The 18,498-nt window shown below is 41.1% G+C and carries 22 protein-coding genes and 1 riboswitch; of the genes, 1 reads left to right on the top strand and 21 read right to left on the bottom strand.

The genetic code is table 11. The features are described from left to right. Positions 1–68 precede the first annotated feature (68 nt). From DAHG_RS17355 to DAHG_RS17375, 5 genes are all read right to left on the bottom strand, one after another. Positions 69–1,553 (bottom strand): DUF5011/hyalin repeat domain-containing protein, encoded by a 1,485-nt coding sequence (locus tag DAHG_RS17355; protein WP_022939620.1) that lies wholly within the window; start codon positions 1,551–1,553, stop codon positions 69–71. Between the two features lie 75 nt (positions 1,554–1,628). After that, on the bottom strand, positions 1,629–2,321 hold the full coding sequence (locus DAHG_RS17360) for a zinc metallopeptidase (protein WP_022939621.1): 693 nt from the start codon (positions 2,319–2,321) through the stop codon (positions 1,629–1,631). A gap of 40 nt (positions 2,322–2,361) precedes the next feature. Next, complete coding sequence (locus tag DAHG_RS17365) at positions 2,362–2,646, bottom strand: HU family DNA-binding protein (RefSeq protein ID WP_022939622.1); 285 nt, start codon at positions 2,644–2,646, stop codon at positions 2,362–2,364. Positions 2,647–2,739: 93 nt separating this feature from the next. Then, on the bottom strand, positions 2,740–4,218 hold the full coding sequence (spoIVA, locus tag DAHG_RS17370; protein WP_022939623.1) for a stage IV sporulation protein A: 1,479 nt from the start codon (positions 4,216–4,218) through the stop codon (positions 2,740–2,742). A 72-nt stretch (positions 4,219–4,290) separates the two neighbouring features. Continuing rightward, positions 4,291–4,833: a DUF1836 domain-containing protein gene (locus DAHG_RS17375; RefSeq protein ID WP_022939624.1), complete on the bottom strand. Its 543-nt coding sequence runs from the start codon at positions 4,831–4,833 to the stop codon at positions 4,291–4,293. Between the two features lie 112 nt (positions 4,834–4,945). On the opposite strand from DAHG_RS17375, the gene DAHG_RS17380 reads away from it, so the two are divergent. Further along, a complete protein-coding gene (locus DAHG_RS17380; protein WP_022939625.1) occupies positions 4,946–5,974 on the top strand; it encodes a threonine aldolase family protein in 1,029 nt (342 codons plus the stop codon). 39 nt (positions 5,975–6,013) lie between these two features. Here the strand turns inward: DAHG_RS17380 and DAHG_RS17385 are convergent, their stop codons facing one another. From DAHG_RS17385 to DAHG_RS17465, 16 genes are all read right to left on the bottom strand, one after another. Next, on the bottom strand, positions 6,014–7,009 hold the full coding sequence (locus tag DAHG_RS17385; protein ID WP_022939626.1) for an NAD(P)H-dependent glycerol-3-phosphate dehydrogenase: 996 nt from the start codon (positions 7,007–7,009) through the stop codon (positions 6,014–6,016). An 11-nt stretch (positions 7,010–7,020) separates the two neighbouring features. Further along, entirely contained in the window at positions 7,021–8,331 is a 1,311-nt protein-coding gene (der, locus tag DAHG_RS17390) for a ribosome biogenesis GTPase Der (RefSeq protein ID WP_022939627.1), read from the bottom strand. A gap of 2 nt (positions 8,332–8,333) precedes the next feature. Beyond that, entirely contained in the window at positions 8,334–9,002 is a 669-nt protein-coding gene (gene cmk / locus DAHG_RS17395) for a (d)CMP kinase (RefSeq protein WP_022939628.1), read from the bottom strand. Beyond that, on the bottom strand, positions 9,002–9,817 hold the full coding sequence (locus tag DAHG_RS17400) for a hypothetical protein (protein WP_022939629.1): 816 nt from the start codon (positions 9,815–9,817) through the stop codon (positions 9,002–9,004). The genes cmk and DAHG_RS17400 overlap by 1 nt, the downstream gene beginning before the upstream one ends. A 71-nt stretch (positions 9,818–9,888) precedes the next feature. Then, positions 9,889–10,506, bottom strand: coding sequence for an ECF transporter S component (locus DAHG_RS17405; RefSeq protein ID WP_022939630.1), 618 nt, complete (start codon positions 10,504–10,506; stop codon positions 9,889–9,891). 78 nt (positions 10,507–10,584) lie between these two features. Next, positions 10,585–10,699: riboswitch (FMN riboswitch) on the bottom strand. A gap of 82 nt (positions 10,700–10,781) precedes the next feature. After that, positions 10,782–11,339 (bottom strand): elongation factor P, encoded by a 558-nt coding sequence (gene efp / locus DAHG_RS17410; protein ID WP_022939631.1) that lies wholly within the window; start codon positions 11,337–11,339, stop codon positions 10,782–10,784. 137 nt (positions 11,340–11,476) lie between these two features. Next, positions 11,477–11,803, bottom strand: coding sequence for a hypothetical protein (locus DAHG_RS17415; protein WP_022939632.1), 327 nt, complete (start codon positions 11,801–11,803; stop codon positions 11,477–11,479). A 29-nt stretch (positions 11,804–11,832) separates the two neighbouring features. Next, on the bottom strand, positions 11,833–12,126 hold the full coding sequence (locus DAHG_RS17420; protein WP_147576408.1) for a hypothetical protein: 294 nt from the start codon (positions 12,124–12,126) through the stop codon (positions 11,833–11,835). Next, positions 12,062–12,562, bottom strand: coding sequence for a PilV family protein (locus DAHG_RS17425; protein WP_110370648.1), 501 nt, complete (start codon positions 12,560–12,562; stop codon positions 12,062–12,064). Before DAHG_RS17425 ends, DAHG_RS17420 begins: the two co-directional genes overlap by 65 nt. Next, positions 12,555–12,725 carry a hypothetical protein gene (locus DAHG_RS21250; protein ID WP_022939635.1) on the bottom strand — a complete coding sequence of 57 codons (171 nt, stop codon included), beginning with the start codon at positions 12,723–12,725 and terminating at the stop codon, positions 12,555–12,557. Before DAHG_RS21250 ends, DAHG_RS17425 begins: the two co-directional genes overlap by 8 nt. Next, positions 12,718–13,095: a hypothetical protein gene (locus DAHG_RS17435; protein ID WP_022939636.1), complete on the bottom strand. Its 378-nt coding sequence runs from the start codon at positions 13,093–13,095 to the stop codon at positions 12,718–12,720. The genes DAHG_RS21250 and DAHG_RS17435 overlap by 8 nt, the downstream gene beginning before the upstream one ends. Next, the gene (comGC, locus tag DAHG_RS17440) at positions 13,085–13,381 is read right to left on the bottom strand and encodes a competence type IV pilus major pilin ComGC (RefSeq protein WP_022939637.1); all 297 of its coding nucleotides are present in this window, start codon (positions 13,379–13,381) and stop codon (positions 13,085–13,087) included. The genes DAHG_RS17435 and comGC overlap by 11 nt, the downstream gene beginning before the upstream one ends. Before the next feature lie 908 nt (positions 13,382–14,289). After that, positions 14,290–15,315 carry an ATPase, T2SS/T4P/T4SS family gene (locus DAHG_RS20190; protein WP_022939639.1) on the bottom strand — a complete coding sequence of 342 codons (1,026 nt, stop codon included), beginning with the start codon at positions 15,313–15,315 and terminating at the stop codon, positions 14,290–14,292. Between the two features lie 123 nt (positions 15,316–15,438). Beyond that, positions 15,439–16,047, bottom strand: coding sequence for an MBL fold metallo-hydrolase (locus DAHG_RS17455; RefSeq protein WP_026881060.1), 609 nt, complete (start codon positions 16,045–16,047; stop codon positions 15,439–15,441). Positions 16,048–16,085: 38 nt separating this feature from the next. Beyond that, positions 16,086–16,235: a 50S ribosomal protein L33 gene (gene rpmG, locus DAHG_RS17460; RefSeq protein ID WP_022939641.1), complete on the bottom strand. Its 150-nt coding sequence runs from the start codon at positions 16,233–16,235 to the stop codon at positions 16,086–16,088. Between the two features lie 94 nt (positions 16,236–16,329). After that, the gene (locus tag DAHG_RS17465) at positions 16,330–18,447 is read right to left on the bottom strand and encodes a peptidoglycan D,D-transpeptidase FtsI family protein (protein WP_022939642.1); all 2,118 of its coding nucleotides are present in this window, start codon (positions 18,445–18,447) and stop codon (positions 16,330–16,332) included. Positions 18,448–18,498: the final 51 nt, after the last annotated feature.

Below are 18,498 nucleotides of genomic sequence, written 5' to 3' on the forward strand. Positions count from 1 at the left end.
ATTTTATCTCATATTCAAACGATTATTCTGCCAAAAATAACAAAACAGGAGCATATTGTCTCTCCTGTCTATTTGATAAATTTTGTCTCAGCGAGCAGCTTAGGATTTTTCAGCATATCGAACAGATATGTGTATTTGCGTGTCCAATTTTTGGGAATTGGCTCTTCATAAAAGGGTTTATCCTGATCAATATAACGGATTTTCTCCCGAGGGTTGCGGATCACTTTAACGATAATCGTCTTTGTATCAATCAATCCTTCACTGTCCATGACATAGTAAGTCACAGGGTATTCACCCAAAACCCATGTATCTACATAACCCGTATAACTGATCACATCATTCAGCCAGCCATCTTCATAATCATAAGCAGAGACATCCTTCATGTAATCAAAGTCATCGTATTGATAAATCGTATGATCACTGGCATCAATCAGCGGCGGATAATTGTCCGGTTCAATCACTGTAACAAGCATCTGTTTAATATCATACAGCCCCTTACTGTCCTCAACATAAAAGGTTATCAGATAATTGCCGGGCGCATCCATGACCTCGCCATCAATAATCTGCAGCTGATCCGTAAGATCGCCATCCTCAATATCATAAGCAATTGCATAATCAAGCGGATGAATGACCTCACCGGTATAAATGATCGGATGAGCTAAAATTGTAATCTCGGGCGGATTATTGATTTCATAGGCGCTGATGAGTAATGGTTCACCGATATAGTCAACAAAATTACCGGCAATCCAGCTTTCATGATCCTCGCCTTCATGGGAGACATTACGGCCGTTCACACATTCAATCGTCTTGCTTGTATGAACCTTGTAATAAGTCACGCCGCCTTTTTGAATCCGATCATAAACATGTGTAAAAACCGTGCCGGGTTCATAAAAGACAAAATACCCATAGGTTGGTGAACAGAAAGTATCCGCTGTTCGGTTTGCGTTTTCTTTTACCGGTTCACTGCGTTCAAATACCGACTGATAGGCAACTCGCAGCTGAGTATCGATCAGATCAGAAAATGCCTGATAAATCACCGTGTCTCGCTGTGTCTGAAGCGGTACAAGGGTCGGATAATAAATCAATGTTTCCCGGCTGATGCCGCTGCTTAGGCCATGAACGATCAGCGAGGCATAATATGCGGTATCTGTCTGCAGCAATTCAAAAGGAATGACAAATTGAAAGCCGACATTGCGGTAATCATAGTAGCAGACTTCCCCATCCCGATTAAATTCACCATCCCCGCATTTTCTGACATTCATCGTCCGCATAACCTCAGTCTGATCATTAGCCAGAATCGTCCCCGGCAGCACTAAAACTTCTCCCTGATCACTTGTCAGCTTCAATTCAAATTGATGATCGCTGCCATCACGGAAATGCTGAACACTGCTGAGCATCCCCCAGCCATGAATTACAAAGCCTTCCTCACTGATTTCAATCGATTGGATTTCATAAGGCAGCCTTTCTTTATCCGTCGCACTATAACTTTCTATTTTCAGTGAATGAACAGCCAGCAGTAAACAAATTGTCAGAAGCCATTTCAAAATTCTCACCCTACCACCTCCGTTATAGTTATATATAAGCATTAAAAACTTAATTGTTTAAAAAAAAACGAACCGAAGTCCGTTTTAATCGTTATTTCTTCTTCCTGAAATCAACAGCATACGCAGAATCTGGAAGACAGTATTGATTAATGCCGCCACATAGGTCAATGCCGCTGCTTTAAGCATACTCTGAGCGTCTGCCTGTTCCGCTTCATCAACGATAGCTAAACTCTCAAGCTGCATTAAGGCGCGTTTTGACGCATTAAATTCAATTGGCAAAGTAATGATTTGGAAAACAGCAACAATACATAATGCTGCGATTCCCAGCATCAGCAAGGGCCGAATACTGAATATCAAGCCCAGAAACAGCACACCCCAGCCCAACTGACTGGCTATGTTTGCCAATGGCAGAATACGGTTTCTCAATTCAATAGCGCCATAGCCTTCCTTATGCTGGATGGCATGACCCACTTCATGAGCCGCAACCGAAACTGATGCAATCGATGTTTTATAATAAATATCCGGTGACAGATTGACTGTATGATCCATTGGATTGTAATGATCAGAAAGTGAACCGCCGTTACTTAACTGAACAGCTACATCCTGAAGACCATTCGCATCCAAGATCATCCGGGCTGTCTGCGCGCCGGTATATCCTTTTTCAGTATCAATTTTACGATAACGGTGATAGGCGCTCTGCATTCTAGCATTGGCGATCATAATCACTGCGAAAGCAGCAATATACAGCAAATACTGCAGATAATAGATATCGTTCACGCTAGTCCCTCCTTAGAAAGAAAAATAGAAGCCGAAGCTTCTATTTAACAGCATCCTTTAATGCTTTAGCTGCCTTAAATGCAGGAGCTTTTGTAGCAGGAATAGGAAGTGGTTCTTTTGTAGCAGGGTTAATACCTGTACGTGCCGCACGTTCCTTAACTTCAAATTTACCGAAACCGCTGATGTCAACTTTTGATCCGTCAACTAATGCAGCAGTAATAGATTCAAATACTGTATCAACTGCAACTGTTGCATCCTTTTTTGTAATTTCTAGTTTATTAGCCAAAACTTCGACTAAACCTTTTTTGTTTAAAACTTCACTCATGTTAATTACCTCCAAACATGAATATATAATATCATCAAACAGTTACTATTTCAACACTTTTATCGAATAAATAAATTTTCAATAAAGGCTTAATTATAGGACTATCGCAATGACATTTCCCTTTCCTTTATTAACCAGTTTAGTTAAAATATCCTGTAAGCGCACCCGTGCAGCCTCAGGGATCATGGAAAGCTTGGCATTAAGCCCGTCACGAATCAGATCAGAGAGTTTACGGCCAAAGATATCAGAATCCCAAATACTCTGATCATCCTTGCCCTGATCTCTTAACAGATAGTTAATTAATTCCTCACTCTGCTCTTTTGAGCCGATAATTGGTTCAAAGGAGCTCTCTACATCAACCTTAATCATGTGAATGCTCGGCGCGATTGCTTTCAGTCTGACACCGTAGCGATTGCCCTGCTTAATGATTTCCGGTGTCGATAATTCGATATCACTCAGACTCGCCGAGGCAAAGCCATATCCGGTTTGTTTCACCATCTTTAATGCGGAACTGATTGCATCATATTCTTTTTTGGCTTTAGAGAAATCCTGCATCAATGACATTAACTCAGCCTTATCCTTGATTTCAACACCCATGATTTCTCGAAGAATATCATTGTATAATCCTGGCTTAATCACAATATCGACAAACACGTTGCCATTGCCGGGATCAATTGTTGAAAGGTTGCTGCTGTCAATGTATTCATTCTCATTGAGCACATCGGTAATTTTTTCAACCTCACGCAGCTTGTCGACGGATGACATGCTCGCCTCAATAGAAGCATTGATATTTTTCTTCAGCCAATGATCATCGCTGAGTACCGCCACCCACTGAGGCAGCTGAATGTTGATCTCCGATACCGGGAATTCATAAAGCGCTTCTCTTAAAATTGTATGAATATCAACTTCATTCATTGATTCTACAGAGATAGCCAGAATCGGTACATCATATTTTTCTTTCAATTTCTCAACAACACCGCTGGCTGCTGCACTGGTAGGATCAGTCGTATTAACAATCACGATGAATGGCTTGCCGATTGCGATCAGCTCATCAATGACCTCCTGCTCAGCCTCTACATAAGCTTCCCGCGGCAGATCGGTGATGCTGCCGTCACTCGTTACAACAATACCAATTGTCGAATGATCCTGAATTACCTTCTGAGTGCCTGTTTTAGCTGCCTCATTAAACGGTATGGCTTGATCATACCATGGTGTACGCACCATCCGCATGCCATTCTCATCCTTGTAGCCCTTAGCTTCAGGAATAACATAACCGACACAGTCAACAAGTCTTACTTTAACGTTAAAGCCGTCCTCAAATTCAATGGTCGCTGCATTATTCGGTACAAATTTCGGTTCGGTGGTCATGATTGTCTTACCTTCACCGGATTGCGGAAGCTCATCTGTCATCCGCGCTTTTTCATACTCATCACTGATGTAAGGAATAACAGCCTTTTCCATAAACTTTTTAATAAATGTTGATTTGCCGACACGGACTGGTCCGACTATTCCCAGATATATGTCTCCGCCCGTACGTTGTGCGATATTTTTTAAAATCTCTGTGGTATTCATTAGGTTCCTCCCTTATTCATTAAACTGTATGTGTCAGAATGCACAGATATGCATAGAATAAGGGGTTAATCTTTATTTTATTTCATTTTCCGGCTGAATGTGAATTACTTTTTGTACCAGCACTTTATTCGCAAAAGCTAAAGCCGCAAACTTCATCGGTATCGCACTCATAACTACTGGATCAATACTATTCAGCGCGCCGCCCTTCAGAATCAGGGAAAGCATCATCTGCAAGGCTTGTTCCTGCTCTTCACAGAACAAATTATAGGAATCCTTTTCACTCATCACAACGGTTTGCATCGTAATTGCTGTTTTGATATCAGAAAGTGAAAATACTTGTTTAAACGTAGAAATAACGATCAGATAAGCGAGATGGACACGGTTGTATCGTTTTTTCTGCGGTGAAGGAATCAGTTTCATCTTTACATAATTATTTACCATGGCTGGGGTGATGATCTTCTCATCGGGAATGCTTAAGGGTGCCAGATAACGTTCAATCAGAGAAATCAGTTGATCCATATATAAATCAATAGAGGGCAGCTCATGCCAGCGCGGTAAATGAAAAGTCAGCATGTCCTCTCCCCATTGATATAATTCTTCAGTGTTATTTTTCATAGCTATTCCTCCAAGTTATAGTTTACCTTTTTTTTCTGTTAAGTGCAAATCTTCAATATTGATGAAATAAGAAAAGAGGATTATAATAGTTAAAATGACGGAGGTAGATATGATGTACAGTTTTAGAAATGATTACAGTGAAGGGGCGCATCCCTCGATATTAAAAGCGATGAACGATGAGAATTTAAATCAGAAAATCGGTTATGGAATGGATGAAATATGTGAGCAGGCACGTGCTTTAATCCGCAAGGAATGCGATGCCCAGCAGGCTGATGTGCATTTCCTAGTCGGCGGTACGCAAGCCAATCTTACCGTGATAGCCGCTGCCCTGCGGCCCTATGAAGCGGTGATTGCCTGTGAGAGCGGACATATCAACGTTCATGAAACAGGATCTATTGAGGCATGCGGACATAAGGTATGTACAGCTTATGCAAAGGACGGCAAATTAACACCGGCCATGATACAGAAGATTGTTGATTTTCATGCGGATGAGCATATGGTCAAACCTAAAATGGTTTATATTTCTAATGCGACCGAGCTGGGAACCATATATTATAAGGAAGAATTAACTGCCCTTCATCAAATCTGCAAGGAACTGGATTTATATCTGTTTATGGATGGGGCGCGGCTGGGCAGTGCTTTAACAGCCGAAGGCAACGATCTGACGCTTGCTGATATCGCAAGGCTTTGTGATGTATTCTATATTGGCGGCACAAAGAACGGCGCGCTGTTCGGTGAAGCTGTGGTGATCAATCATGAACAAATTAAAAAGGAATTTCGCTATAATATCAAACAGCGCGGCGGTATGTTGGCTAAAGGCTTCCTTTTAGGTCTTCAATTTAAAACGCTTTTTGAAAATGATTTGTTTTATTCATTAGCCAAGCAAGCAAACGAATGCGCACAGCGAATGGTCAAAGTCATCAAGGATGCCGGTTTTGAATTTTATGCCGATTCCCCGACGAATCAGCTATTCCCGATTCTGCCGAATTCACTCGCCGATAAGATCAGTGAGAAATACGCATTTCAGGTTCAGGAAAAAATAAATGATGAAACCACAGCGCTGCGCTTTGTAACATCCTGGGCTTGTCCAAATCATGTCATTGATGAATTTATCAATGATTTTAAATCATATACCAAATAGGTAAAATAAAAAATACGCATGACGCGTATTTTTTAATTTTTAAAGTTCTGCTTTTAATTCACGCAGCATTAAATCACGGGCTGAAACCGATGGCTTTTTACCTTCATACAACACTTTATAAATCTCATCAACGATTGGCATATCAATCTGATGCTGCTCCTTCAGTTCATACAAAACCTTAGCGGTGCGCACCCCTTCAACCGTTTTCGTATTGTTCTGCCAGAAGACTTGCGCATCATCCGCCTTGCCTATCTGATAACCCGCTTGAAAATTACGGGAATGTACGCTTGTACAAGTAACAACTAAATCACCGATGCCGGTCAATCCCATAAACGTTTCCTGACGGCCGCCCATTGCAGTACCAAAGCGAATCATTTCAGCTAAGCCGCGGGTGATCAGCGCTGCCTTCGTATTATCGCCATAACCAAGACCTGCCAATACACCGCTCGCTAAAGCAATCGCATTTTTAACCGCTACACCAAGCTCCGAGCCAAGCTCATCATTACCGCGGTAAACCCGGAAGTAATTGTTTGAGAACAGGTGCTGAATCGTCATAGCGTCAGCTTCATTTAATGAAACCGCGCAGATCGTTGTCAGCATTCGCAGTACAACCTCCTCCGCATGACTTGGGCCAATCAGTGAAACTACACTACTCAGCTTATCTGATGGAATACAGTCACGAATAACATTTGACATACGATCGTTGTTGCCCGGATGAAAACCTTTGGCGGTATTGACAACAATGATTTTCTTAGTTAAATAAGGCAGAATACTTTGGCATACTTCCTCAATCGCAATCGAAGGTACTGATAAAAGCACAACATCCGCATCTTTAACTACGCTGAGATCAGCCGTCGCCTGAAGCTGTGGATTCAACTGCACATCAGGAAAGAATTTCTTTATTGTATGTTCATTTTGAATCTCATTGACTTCCTCATGATTTTTACCCCAAATGATACAATCTTGTCCATTATCAACGAGCACCTGAGCCAGAGCGGTTCCCCAGCTGCCGCTGCCAATTACAACAGTTTTCATTTTATCTTCTCCTATTGCGTTTTTTCTCTGGCGATGATTCTTAATGTCGTACCAGTGAAATCAAATGCCTCACGCAGCTTATTTTCTAAAAAGCGTTTATAGCTGAAATGCAGAAGCTCAGGATCATTAACAAAGAGTACAAAGGTCGGCGGTGCTACCGCAACCTGTGAACAATAATAGATACGCAGACGCTTACCGTTGTGTGTTGGCGGCGGCGTCATTAACTGAGCATCTAAGATGACTTCATTTAACACATTCGTCTGAATTCTCAGCAATGAATAATCATGTACCATATCAATCAGCGGCAGAATTTGATGAATCCGCTGTTTAGTGAGTGCTGATACAAACAGAATCGGCGCATAACTCAGATAGACAAACTCATTGCGCAGTTTCTTTTCGATACTGACAGTTGAGTTTTCATCCTTATCAACCGTATCCCACTTATTATAGATAAGTATTACACCCTTACCGGCTTCATGCGCATAGCCAGCCACATGCTTATCCTGATCGCGGATACCGCTCTCGCCGTCAATGACTACCAATACAACATCACAGCGCTCAATGGCACTCATGGCCCGCATCACAGAGTATTTTTCTACATTTTCATAAACCTTGCCGCGTTTGCGGATACCCGCTGTATCAACAACGACATATTCCTTGCCTTCCCGCTTAAAAGGTGTATCGATGGCATCTCGAGTTGTACCTTCAACATTTGAAACGATAACTCGATCCTGATTCAAAATCGCATTAACCAATGATGATTTACCGACATTAGGACGGCCAATCAGACAGAAGCGCGTCATGCCTTCATATTCATTGCGGATATTCTTAGGGAAAGACTCGACAATTTTATCAAGCATATCACCAATACCGATGCCATGCGTACCTGACAATGCGATTGGATCACCAAGTCCCAAAGCATAGAATTCATAGATTGCATCCATAAATTGCAGATCATCAATCTTATTGACAACAAGAATCACCGGCTTCTGTGATTTACGAAGCATCTTGGCAATATATTCATCATCTTTCGTCAGACCATCTCGGCCATTTACAACAAAAACAATTGAATCCGCTTCCTCAATCGCGATTTCAACCTGCATTTCAATTTCTTCTTTGAACGGCTGATTTTCAATCTGAATACCGCCGGTATCAATAACTCTGAATTCTTTTGTGAGCCATTCTGCCTTGCCATAGATACGGTCACGGGTTACCCCCGGTGTATCCTCGACAATTGATTTCCGCTCGCCGATAATTCGGTTAAATACTGTCGACTTACCAACATTAGGACGTCCGACAATTGCTGTTATTCCATAGATCATGTTTAACCCTCCTCATTCGATTTGGTTTTCAGTAAGCCTCTGATTTCATCAATCACCTCTTCAATACTCATGTCTGAAGTATCAATTTCAATGGCATCTGCCGCTTTCTTTAAAGGTGAATTTTCACGATGTGTATCCTGATAATCACGCACCTCAATATCACGGATTACTTCCTGTTCATCAAATGGAATGTTTTTTTCTATATATTCTTTAATGCGGCGCTGCGCACGCGCTTTGACCGATGCTACTAAAAAAATCTTAAGCATCGCATCCGGCAATACCACCGTTCCGATATCGCGCCCATCAAGCACATAACCGCCTGCGGATGCAATTTGCTGCTGCAGGGTAACTAACCGTTCCCGCACCATTTTCAATTTAGATACATCAGAAGCCCGCATCGACATTTCATTGGTTCTGATTTCTGATGAGACCTCTTGATTGTTGAGATAAATATGACCCGCTGAATCAACATCCAATTTCATTTGATCCATCATATCGGCTAAAGCCAATTCATCATCAACGGCAATACCTTTTAATTTAGATAAATAGCCGACACAGCGATACATTGCCCCGGTATCTAAATGTTTATAACCAAGCTCTTTGGCGCATAAGCGCGCAATTGTGCTTTTACCAGCCGCACTCGGCCCATCAATAGCAATATTTCTTTTCATTAGATTTTCCCCATTGACTGCAGTACCCAGAACACACTGATGCCGACGATGATTACAAATGCCAGCACCAGCAGCAGCATAATCATATTCAACAGCTTATGTGTTTTATTGATACCCTTATTCAGTCCTGTAATTTCTTCTTCATATTCGTCCAGCTGCACCCGAATCTGCTGCGTCTCTTCAGTTATTTTGCGCTGAAAATCTTCATTCATGCGGTTCATCATCGTATATTCATGGGTAGCGTCCTGCTGAATCATCGCCGGTGTGGTTTCCTGCTTCTCAATTTCAACTCGTTTCACACTCATCCCTTGAACTGGCAGCGTCTCGCTTTCATGCAGCAATTCCTGAATCTGTTTAGCAATCTCCTGCTTTGACTGAGATGCCGTTTCTGATTCAACAACTGGCTGCGGCTGGCTGATTGGATCATCATTCAGTTCTTTTATGTAATCTTCTCTGCGTCTTACCGCCGGCCGATTCAGCTGGTGAAGGATATCAATCTGCGTATTATCACTTTCCATTAAACCGCGCTTAAGATTGTATTCTTTAACATCTCTGATAATATCATCCATATATTCATTCTTAAATGAATCTGTATTAAAAAGATCCGTCGATGTATCCGCCAGCGTTTCCTTCTTTTCTCTTACCGGCACATGAACTTCCTCTTTAACTTCCATCTTTTTGAATAAGACAGGATCAAATTCATTCAGACGATTTGCATATTGTGAAAGTTGGTCACTTTTAATTTCTTCTGCAGGTTCAGTCTCGATTTCTTTTCGTAATTGTTCATATTTTTTTACCCGAGATAATTTTTCCATAAAAAAAGCCTCCTGACTTTTAATATTATACCAAAAACAGGAGCACTTTTCATCTAATTTAGCAAAACCGCTTATTTTTTTAATAACGGAGAGACACGTTTATAGATCAATGAAACAATTACGGTACAGGCAGCCCCTTTAATCAGGTTCAGCGGTGTTGTCGCAAAGATCACAAAGGTAAAGATACCCGTGATGTTGGCGTTTAATTCTGATCCCATCGCAATCAGTGCGTCCATCGGCATCTGATAAGCCCAAGCATAGACAGGCAGCAGTATGAAGGCATTGACTAAAGCACCAAACAGCATCATTGATAGTGTACCGATTACCATGCCATAAAGCGCTGAACGCTTATTTTTATGATATTTATAAATCAAGGCAGCCGGCACAACAAAGGAACAGCCGATCAAAAAATTGGCAAACTCACCGACAAAAAGCGTAGTCGTTCCTTTAATCAGCAGATGTACCACAATTTTGATAAATTCTACCAGCACCGCTGCCAGCGGTCCTAGTGCAAAACCGCTGATCAGCACCGCTACCTCTGAGAAATCAATCTTGTAGAAAGGCGGCAGAAAAGGCAGCGGAAATTCAAAAAACATTAACGCTCCGGCCAGCGCCCCCATGACGGCAATCTTAGCGATCATATTAATATTAAGATAATTCTTTTTTAAACCTGATTCTGTTGATGACATATCTTTTCCTCCTCGTCATACCTTTTTTACAATAAAAAAAGGTTCCAACAAAACCTTTAGGGAACCGATTAAAAGCTTAATCAACTTCTTTCATCCAGACTTTACTGTCGCCATCGGAATTGCACCGATTCATGCCCAAAGGCTCGCGGGGTATACCGCCGGTTGGGACTTGCACCCTACCCTGAAGTTTTTGCTGTATATAGCATAACACTACTTATAAATCTTGTCAAATCATAAGAAAAGCAGATAAAACATCAGTTCTATCTGCCCTTTACTTACGCTCTGCCTGAATATTTGCCGTCCGCAGTATTAACAACGATCATTTCTTCATTGTTGATGAAAAGCGGTACACGAATTTCCAAACCAGTTTCCAGTTTCGCATTCTTAGTTGCTGAAGTTGCTGTATCACCCTTAACGGCTGGTTCAGCTTCTACAATCTGTAATTCAACCTTATCCGGAAGAATAACACCTAATACTTCACCTTCATACATTGAAATATTTACATTTGAATTCGGCTTAATGAAATTTAATTCCCAAGTCAGTTTTTCCATTGGAATTTCTAATTGTTCATAAGTTTCATTATCCATAAAGATGCAGTTAGTTCCATCATCATACAGATACTGCATTTCACGCTTGTCAATACGAGCCTGCTCTACCTTGTCACCGCCAGTAAAAGATAAATCAATAATTGTTCCTGTTCTTAAGTTTTTAGCTTTAGCCTTTACAATCATTTGACGCATTGCAGTTTTGTTGTGAGAGATGTCCAACACAACATAAATATTATTTTCGTATTCGATAGTAATACCTGGTTTTAAATCATTAACAATAATCATTCTACGACCGCCTTTCAATAGTTCACCCTTATATTTTATATAAATTTATAGATTTGTCAATTATATTCGATAAATAGGGCTTTTTTTTAGTGTTTAGCCTTAAATATCTTATTTTTCAGATGGCTTAAGGATAGGTGTTAAATCAATATTTTATATCGGTGTGAACAGCCCAGATTCACTGATGCAATAAAATTAACGGTATAAATTACCCATAGATTATCCAAATTGAATTCAACTTTATTAAACCACCAAAACGCGGCGCAGAAAGCAGTAAAAAGCAAGGCAAAAAGAAAGTCTTTCCATTCGATCGGCTTACAGCTGGCCTGATAGCTTGGTGAAAGCAGGAATGTGTAAGCGGCAAAGAAAAAGGCAAAGATCCAAGCATTTTGATCGACAAACTGAAAAACGATACAAAGCAGAATCATAATCATATAAAAAGCAAAACTGACAATGGCATTTCGCATAATTCACCCCATAGTTAGTTTTGCTGTTTTTAATTAAGATATTCAAAATTCATGATACATTCATCAAGATCGTTAAAGGTTATCAAATACCTAAGCGTTTGGTTGGGATAGTAAACACTGACTCTCGCCTGCATTTTATCATAGACAATGGATATGGGAATTCCCTCATATTCAAAATCAATATCAGATTGAGCATAGTTCAGATAATCACTTTTAACCTTCATAATCACAACGGTTTCCAGCCGCTCGCTTAACGAATCACTCTGAAACAACAGCATCGCTGTCTTGATTCTGGTACTCATCAGCAGGATTAATGAGATCATCAGCTGCAGCATCATCAGGGAATAAAGTGAAATCCATCCCCGGCTGTTCACAGGTGAGCCAGCGTTCATTGATTTTAGATTCATTATTCTTTTGATATTGTAGATAGATGCACTCTCCTTTAGTGATAAAATTCATTGCTGAAAGATCCATAAGCATGATTTCATAGCCCGGTGTCTTAACTAAGCGCTGACGGTCAAAGATCAATGTGTATTCCTCATTGTACATCATGCCGCTTAGAGTATCGTCAACCGCACTGACAGCCTCACTTAGCAAAAGGATATGCCGAAGCTGACGCAGTCCGATTTGATCCTGAATAAAATCATCTTTCTGAATCAAGCTTTGCAGCATCGGCATAACCGCAGCCAAGAGCATCATTGAAAAGGATATGATCCATAGGCTCAGCAGTACCTCAATACTGGTAAATCCTTTATTCATATAAGGCTTCAAGACGTTCATCCTCACTTTTGAAATCAAATTGATTCTTTAATTGCTGGAAATGATGCTCAGCGGCAAGGGATGAAAGAATCATCACACAAAGCAGCACTGCCCCGGCAAACAGCAGCAGACTTTCCGCCAGCATAAAGCCTTTCTTATTCAAGCGCCATCCGCCCGCTGCCTAGCTGAATAACGATACATCGGCATTGATTCCCTTCATGAAAGCAGTAAGTTCCGGCGTGATTTACATTACCTGCAGCATTAAATTCAATTTTACCCTCATCAGCACTTCGCGATGCCGGCAAAGCTTCACACACCTCATTAAAACAGAGCTGATGCGTACTTAGGGTAATACTGTTAGAATGCTGATTCAAAATCGCATCCAGCTGGGCAGCTTCCAGCTTAGCCATAAATCTGCGGGTATCAGAAGTCAGCGAGGCCGGCGGTCTGACAAAAGGGAAAAGCAGAAGCAGCATAGCAAATGTTGAAACCACAAATAATACTTCAAGTAAAGTATAGCCTTTATTGAACATATGCCTCTCCTTCACTGATTTCAATCATTTTGCCATCGGGACAGCGGCGCTGACTCTCTTTTAAATATTTGCCGTCAATTAACTGCTGGATGCTGACAGGTGTCTCCAATGTATCAATCTCATAAAGCAAAATCTGTGAATTAACAACCTCAACCAATGCTTCACAGCCCTTTTTGCGAATGATCTGCTCCTTTTGCTGAATATTAGGTAAGGTAATGAGAAAGATCAATGAGATAACAGATAATACTAAAATCATTTCTAATACCGTAAAACCGTCCTTTTTCATAACGCCTCCTTTAAAAGCTGCCAATCATTTCCAGCGGCAGCAGCATGATTTGGTAAATCAACACAACAATTAAAGCAATAAAACCATATGAAAAGCACTGAATCCCGATACATACTAGCTTGATTTGTCTGATCCACCGCTGCTGCTGAAAAAGCAGATAATCATCCAAACATGATGACAGCTGCTGAGTGTGCAAGCCACATTTAAAAAAATATTTAAACCGCGCTGACAAATACATAGAGGAAGTAACGGTATCTTCAAAGGACTCACCCGCCTGCAAAGCGTTAAATAACGCATTGCTCGCATCAGCGCTGAGACCTTGTTTGCGCAAATGATGCAGATAAGTAAACATCTCCTTGGTGGAACAGCCGCAGTGAATCAAAGAAAGCATATCAGAAGCAATGACATAGGATATAAGTTCAAGAAAGAGCGGCAAGCGGCAGAGGAGTGAACGGTAATCAGGCTTTAGATAACAAACGATACATAATAGCGGTACAATAATCAGCAGCATCAGCAGCCCATAGGTCAGCCCCTTCATAAAAGTAATCATAAGCCTTAATTGATTGAGATTTTCAGCTTCCGAAAAAGTCAGGGTCAGCTGTGGAAATACTGCGGTTGTGAAAACAAACAAGGTGATCAGCGCAAAACAAAGAATAAACAGCGGATAACTGGTTTCCTTAAGCCAAAGCCTTTTTATCGCCTGCTGTTTCTCAACCAGTGATGCGGCATTCATAATTGCCTTAGGCAGTGTTGACAGCTCAAGAAAAAATCTGCAGTGCTGATAAAAAGCACCCTTTCCCTTTGCCAGTACACAATCGTAAAAGCTGATGCCCTGTTCCAGCTGATCGACGATCGGCTGCAGATTTTCATCAACAATCAATAACGAATGGGCCAATGGATATCCCTTCTCAAGCAGGCTGGCTAACTGGACAAACTGATTCATCGAAATCGTAGAGGTCGGCTTTAGCGTCTTTTTTATAGATAATTCCTTCCTCAGCAGCTCTCTTGATTTCTTTAAAAATATCGATATGCTCGCGGCTTGGCTGATCCTCCTCGATCCATCTTCGCAGCGGCTGTTTTTCCAATATTTCATAAAGACAGATCCTACCCTTTCTTTTCTTGCTTACAAACAGCCGCTGATTCGTAATAGCGCTTAATGTATCAAGCAGCTCATGCTTCTCTAAACCAAACTCACACAATCGTTTTATGGCTTCACTCGCACATTTGCAGTGCATCGTAGAAAAAACTAAATGACCGCTTAACGCGCAGCGAAAAGCCATTTTAGCCGTCTCACTGTCGCGGATTTCACCAATCATCACAACATCAGGATCATGTCTCAAAAGCTGCTTGATGCCCTCCTCATAAGTCAGATTCAGCCGCTCGTTAATTTGCAGCTGCAGATAATTAGGAGAAACAATCTCAATTGGATCTTCAAGCGTTATTACCTTTAACTGCTTATTCAGCGCAATTTCTTCAAGAATCGCATTTAACGTTGTCGTCTTGCCGCTGCCAGTGGGTCCAGTGACTAGAATCATTCCGCTTCTCAAATGTGTCCAGTTATAAAACGTCCGCGTCTGCTCTTTGCGAATGCTTAAATCATCAATAGTAATTACCTCATGATTATTCAAAAGCCGCAGAACAGCGGTCTGCACCTGCAAGGTCGCCAGCATTGAGAAACGAAAATACAGCCGTTTGCCATTGATCATCATTTCAAAATTACCGGACTGCGGCACACTGAGATTCCCCAAATCAAGATTTGCCTGATATTTAATAAAGTTAAATAAAGCCAGATCATAACCATCGCCTTCAATGTCGATAAAACCGCGGATTGAACGCATGGCAATTTTAACCTGCTGATCGCGGATCGTGAAATGGATATCGGTAGCACTATGCTTTTGTGCTTCACGAATCAGATTTTCAAGCCTCTCCTTCATCCTCTCACCTCACCTTGTATATATGCATTGAAATATAAAAACACTAAGTTATTTTTATTTTCTTATAACAAAATGGAGCCAACTTAGATGCTGCTAAGTTGACTCCATTACTGGTTCATCGATTTAATTTAAATATGGATTATGAGCAAATTCTTCAAAAAGTGTCGTCGCATCTCCATGACCTGGAAACACTTGATAATCAACGCTCATTTTCTTTATTTCATTCAAAGTATTGACCATCTGTGAATTTGAACCGGTTGCCAAATCTGTGCGGCCGATACTGCCTTTAAAAAGCACATCACCGGCAAAAAGATTTTCATCCCAAAGCATCATCACACAGCCAGCAGTATGGCCTGGCGCATCAATAAACTCAACATTAAAACTGCCGATGCTTGCCTTTCCATAAGGAATCGCTCTTGGCTTGGTTTTAATTATGATTTCCCGGCCGCCGGCAGATTCATTCAATCTGGGATTGGTAAGCAAAGGCATGTCTGCCTCACTGATATAGACAGGACAGCCATAATGCGCCGCTAAATCATCAACCGCGCCGATATGGTCCAGATGTCCATGAGTCAGCACAATCCCGCTGACAGAAGCCTGCTTTTCGTCAATCGAAGCAATCATTCGTTCAGCCCGCGCGCCTGGATCAACAATCAGTGCTTCCTGATCTTGATAGAGGACATAACAATTTGTTTGATAAGCACTTACTACAAAACGTTCTATCTTTTTCATCTTCTTCACGAATAAAAAAAGCCGCAAACGGGCTTCTCTTATTTTTTCTCCTTATGTGCAGTTTTCTTGTTGCAACGCGGACAATATTTGCTGATTGTCATACGTTCAGGATTTTTACGTTTATTACGTGTTCCGATGTAGTTCTCTTCACCACATTCTGAACATTTGAATGTAATTCTGTCTCTCATGGTTTCCCTCCTTGATAATGGCTATAAAATTATAACATAAAAATATTGTAAATGCTATACCTTATTTTGTCTAGAGAAATTTAAACTTTTTCCCCTATTCATACGTTTTATAGTATTCAGTAAGCACATCATTCATGATTTCCAAACAGATATTGATCTGTGAACGGTCATTATTTGAATCCGGTGCCATACAAACAAATGAAATTGTCGGGTTATTACTTGGTGCGAAACCAACAACAGCTGAATTTGTTCTTATTACTTCAGTATTGAGTTCAGCGGTTCCGGTTTTAGCCGCAATATCCTTATTCAAATTTTTAAACCCGCTGCCGCAGAAGGTCGTACTGACGCACTCACGCATTCCCTGTTTTACACGTTCAAGATAATCAAGGTTACCGCTCACCGTATTCAGCACATTGGTATCATACTGATAAATCACAGATTCATCAGAATTAATCTCATAAACCTCTTTTAAGAAATGCGGCTGAACTCGATAGCCGCCGTTGCCGACTGTTGCGACATATTGAATCAGCTGCAGCGGTGTATAAGAATCATATTGGCCAATCGCAAAGTCTAATAGCGTTCCCTGTTCACGAGCAGTCGATATAAAACCAATTTCTTCTTTTGGAACATCAATGCCCGTCTCTAAACCTAAACCAAACATCTGATAATACTTTCTGAAAATATCATATGCCGTCATATCCGGCAGATAAAGCGGTGCATTCGGCACATAAACACCACCGGCCAAACGAATCGCGATATGGAACATATAAACGTTACTAGATTTCGCAATCGCTGTGATATCGTTGATTGCTCCCTTATTCTCGGCTGACTGCTTCACCAGTCTTGACGCGCCGCTGCCAAATACCATCGGCGCATCGACGATTATTTCATTAGGCTGAACAACGCCTTCATTCAAACCCATATACAATGTCGCTAACTTGACCACCGAACCAGATGGCTGAGCTTCGAGATAATTACCGCTGGCATAAGGGGTAAAGGTGCCATCCTCATTACGCTGCTGACCATTCATTGTAATGATTTCACCATTTTGCGGATTCATTAATATCACAAACGCTTTTTTAAAGTTCTTACGATATTCATTATCCTTTTCACGCTCTAAGACACGCTGAAGGATTTCATCAACCTTTTGCTGAAGCTCGATATCAACGGTCAGCTTCAGATTATAGCCCTTGCGGCCAACTGTTGACGGTGAAAAAATAGCAATACCGCTTTCTTCATCATAACTGATATTCTGTACCGTTCTTGTACCGCGCAGATAGTCCTCATACTGCAGTTCAAGGCCACTGCTGCCAACCCGCTCATTCAACGCATAACCCTGGGCCAAATAGTAATCCTTACTGATTTCATCAAGGCCGCGGGTCGATACACTGCCTAAAACATCACGCAAAGTAGAACCATATTCGTAATTGCGAATCCAGTCGGCAGTCACATCAAAGCCCGGAAATTCTTCCTTATGTTCAACCAGATAAGCGACATCTTCTTTAGAAGCATTCTCAACAATTACCGAGCTGTCCTGACTGGTCGCTTTTTCCATTAAAATCATCACCGGCCATGCAATACGCTTATCCGCATTACTGAGATAACCGGCATTCTTTTGAGCCTCGGTTAATTCTTCTAAACAGATGCGGTCAATATCCGCCTGCGTTACCCGATTGATTTTGATGCGATACACCTCATTGGTCGTTAATTCACCACGCAGTGCCTTATCCAATTCTTCCTCGGTCAGCAAATCATTACCATAATTATCGGCAGCAACTAAATAAAAATCTTTCCAGTCGCGTTCCGTAATCGTATCTTCCTTAATCTGAAATACTTGGGCGAATTGTTTTGCTAAGGCCCATTTTGATTCTGAATAAGAAGAAACATTAGAAGGCGGATAATATGTAATATTCAATGATTCCTTATTGCTGACAAGCACATTGCCGTTGCGGTCTACCATTTCACCGCGCGGCGGTGTCACTACCTGCTGTTTGCGGGTAAAGGCCTCCAACTTAACAATATAATCTTCATTTTCCAGTATCTGCACATTAAACAGCTTAACGCCGATGGCAATAAAAAAACATAATACAACAATGATCATGACTTTCATCCGCTGATTGACAATCTTATTGAAATCAGCCGTTTTCTTTAATAAATCACTGCTGTTTTTACGATTTTTGTTATCAATTTCTCTAAAAGGATTTTTTAACATAAACGTCCTCCGTTATCTATTATAATACAATTTTGCCATTCTGAACATCTT

The organism is Dielma fastidiosa, from assembly GCF_000313565.1.
GTDB lineage: Bacteria > Bacillota_I > Bacilli_A > Erysipelotrichales > Erysipelotrichaceae > Dielma > Dielma fastidiosa.